This is a genomic window from Betaproteobacteria bacterium, assembly GCA_016791345.1.
In the GTDB taxonomy this organism is placed as follows: domain Bacteria; phylum Pseudomonadota; class Gammaproteobacteria; order Burkholderiales; family JAEUMW01; genus JAEUMW01.
In genome coordinates, this window is sequence record JAEUMW010000205.1 from 1 (window position 1) to 2,366 (window position 2,366).

At 64.4% G+C, this 2,366-nt stretch carries 3 protein-coding genes; all 3 read left to right on the plus strand.

The features are described from left to right. Positions 1–125, plus strand: a 125-nt coding sequence (locus tag JNK68_07765) for an IS5/IS1182 family transposase (GenBank protein ID MBL8540254.1), incomplete at its 5' end; no start/stop codon positions are given. Positions 126–396: 271 nt separating this feature from the next. Continuing rightward, a complete protein-coding gene (locus JNK68_07770) occupies positions 397–1,488 on the plus strand; it encodes a Dyp-type peroxidase (GenBank protein ID MBL8540255.1) in 1,092 nt (363 codons plus the stop codon). After that, complete coding sequence (locus JNK68_07775; protein ID MBL8540256.1) at positions 1,481–2,296, plus strand: bacteriocin family protein; 816 nt, start codon at positions 1,481–1,483, stop codon at positions 2,294–2,296. Before JNK68_07770 ends, JNK68_07775 begins: the two co-directional genes overlap by 8 nt. Positions 2,297–2,366 lie beyond the last annotated feature (70 nt).

Below are 2,366 nucleotides of genomic sequence, written 5' to 3' on the forward strand. Positions count from 1 at the left end.
ACGAAATCGAGCGGCTGTTCCGTCGGCTCAAGGGCTTTCGTCGGATCTTCTCCCGCTTCGAGAAACTCGACGTGATGTTCACGGCATTTATTCACTTCGCCCTGATCGCCGATGCGCTCATATAGTGTTAACACGCCCTAGCGGACCGGCGTGCTCGCCATCCCGGCCTGCCGGGGCGGGCAGGAAGCGCGGAATCCCTGCGAGTGCAGTTGCTCGACCAGTAGACAGGCGATCGCCCGATGCTCAGACTAACGCACGATTGACGCCGTACTTGCACGAACAGCCGACGCCTGCCCCTCTTTGCGATCCGACGAAGACGATGATCCGCAGCATCAAGGCTCAAGCAGTGAAGGAAGCAACACGTGTGAAGTTACCCGCCTCGCGGGAGAACCTCTGATGGGGGCTCATCCAGGCGGCGCTCCACAACAACCTGCGGCTGGCGCGCCCGGCGTTCCCCAGCAGGTTCTGGATCCGCTCAGTCGCGCCGCCATCTTTCTCGTCGTGGCACTGAAGCCGGGCTCCGGCAATCGCGCCATCGTTCGATCCTTCTGTGCGGATCTCGCCGCGCTCATCCGCGCGGTTGATTTTCGCGACGTGGAGGCAGGGCTTTCCTGCATCATGGGGATCGGGTCCGACGCCTGGGACCAGCTCTTCGGCGCGCCGCGCCCGGCCGAGCTGCACCCATTTCGCGAGATTCGCAGCGACGGGCGCCACGCGGTCTCGACACCGGGCGACTTGCTATTCCACATCCGTGCGAAGCGCATGGACCTGTGCTTCGAGATGGCGACACAGATCATGGCGCGGCTCGGACAGGCCGTTGCTGCGGTCGACGAGGTGCACGGATTCCGCTACTTCGACGACCGCGATCTCCTCGGGTTTGTCGACGGCACGGAGAATCCGCGGGGCGATGAAGCGGCGGAAGCGGTGCTCATCGGCGACGAGGATGCAGCGTTCGCCGGCGGCAGTTATGTCATCGTGCAGAAGTACCTGCACGATCTCGCCGGCTGGAATGCCTTGTCGACCGAGACCCAGGAACGGATCGTCGGCCGCACGAAACTGTCCGACATCGAACTGGACGATGCGGTCAAGCCCAGCTCGGCGCACAACGCCCTCACGACGATCGTTGAAAACGGCGAAGAACGCCAGATCCTGCGCGACAACATGCCCTTCGGGCATGCCGGCTCGAACGAATTCGGAACCTATTTCATCGGCTACAGCCGCTCGCCCCGCACGATCGAGCAGATGCTCGAGAACATGTTCATCGGGCGGCCGCCCGGCAACTATGACCGATTGCTCGACTTCAGCCGCGCCGTCACCGGGAATCTCTTTTTCGTGCCGACGGCGACATTTCTGGAAGACACGACCGAAGACGGACCCGCGCTTGCGGCTCCTGCTGCCGCCGTTGCGGTGCCCGATCCGGTGCCCGCTTCGCGCAGCGATGGCTCGTTGGGTATCGGTTCCCTGAAAGGAGATGTTGACCATGAATAACCTGCATCGCGAGCTTGCGCCGATTTCCGATGCTGCCTGGGCACAGATCGAAGAAGAAGTGACGCGCACGTTCAAGCGCCACTTGGCCGGCCGGCGGGTCGTCGACGTCGTGGGGCCCGCGGGCAGCAGCCTTGCCGCCGTCGGCACCGGCCACCAGCGATCCGTAGCAACCCCGGGGGATGGCGTGCTCGCCAGCCAGCGCGAGGTCAAGGCGCTGGTAGAGCTGCGGGTTCCGTTCGAACTGGAGCGGCAGGCGATCGACGATGTCGAACGCGGTGCGAACGATTCGGACTGGGAGCCGGCCAAAATCGCGGCGCGGCGGCTCGCCTTCGTCGAGGACGGCGCCATATTCGTCGGCTACGGCGCCGCGGGGATCGTCGGCGTCTGTCAGGGAACCAGCAACCCGAAGAAGACGCTGCCGAGCGATGTGCGGGAGTACCCGGAAGCCATTGCGCAGGGGCTGAGCCAGTTGCGGCTGGTGGGCGTCAACGGGCCTTACGCGGTGCTGCTGGGTGCCGATGCCTATACCGCGCTGGCCGAGACCAGCGATCACGGCTACCCCGTCCTGGAGCACGTCAAGCGGTTGGTCGACGACAAGATCCTCTGGGCGCCCGGTGTCCCCGGTGCCGTCGTCCTGACGACCCGTGGTGGCGACTTCGAGCTGCATATCGGCCAGGACGCTTCCATCGGCTATCTCGGCCATACCGACGGCGTGGTCCGCCTCTATTTGCAGGAAACCCTCACCTTCCTGTTGCTGACGACCGAGGCAGCCGTCGCATTTGCACCTCCGGCGGCGGCGAAAAGCTAAAGCCCCTGGAACCGGTGTTCCGTGGTCGGGAACATCTCGCGTCTTGGGTAAAACGTGCGGTAGCCAAGGG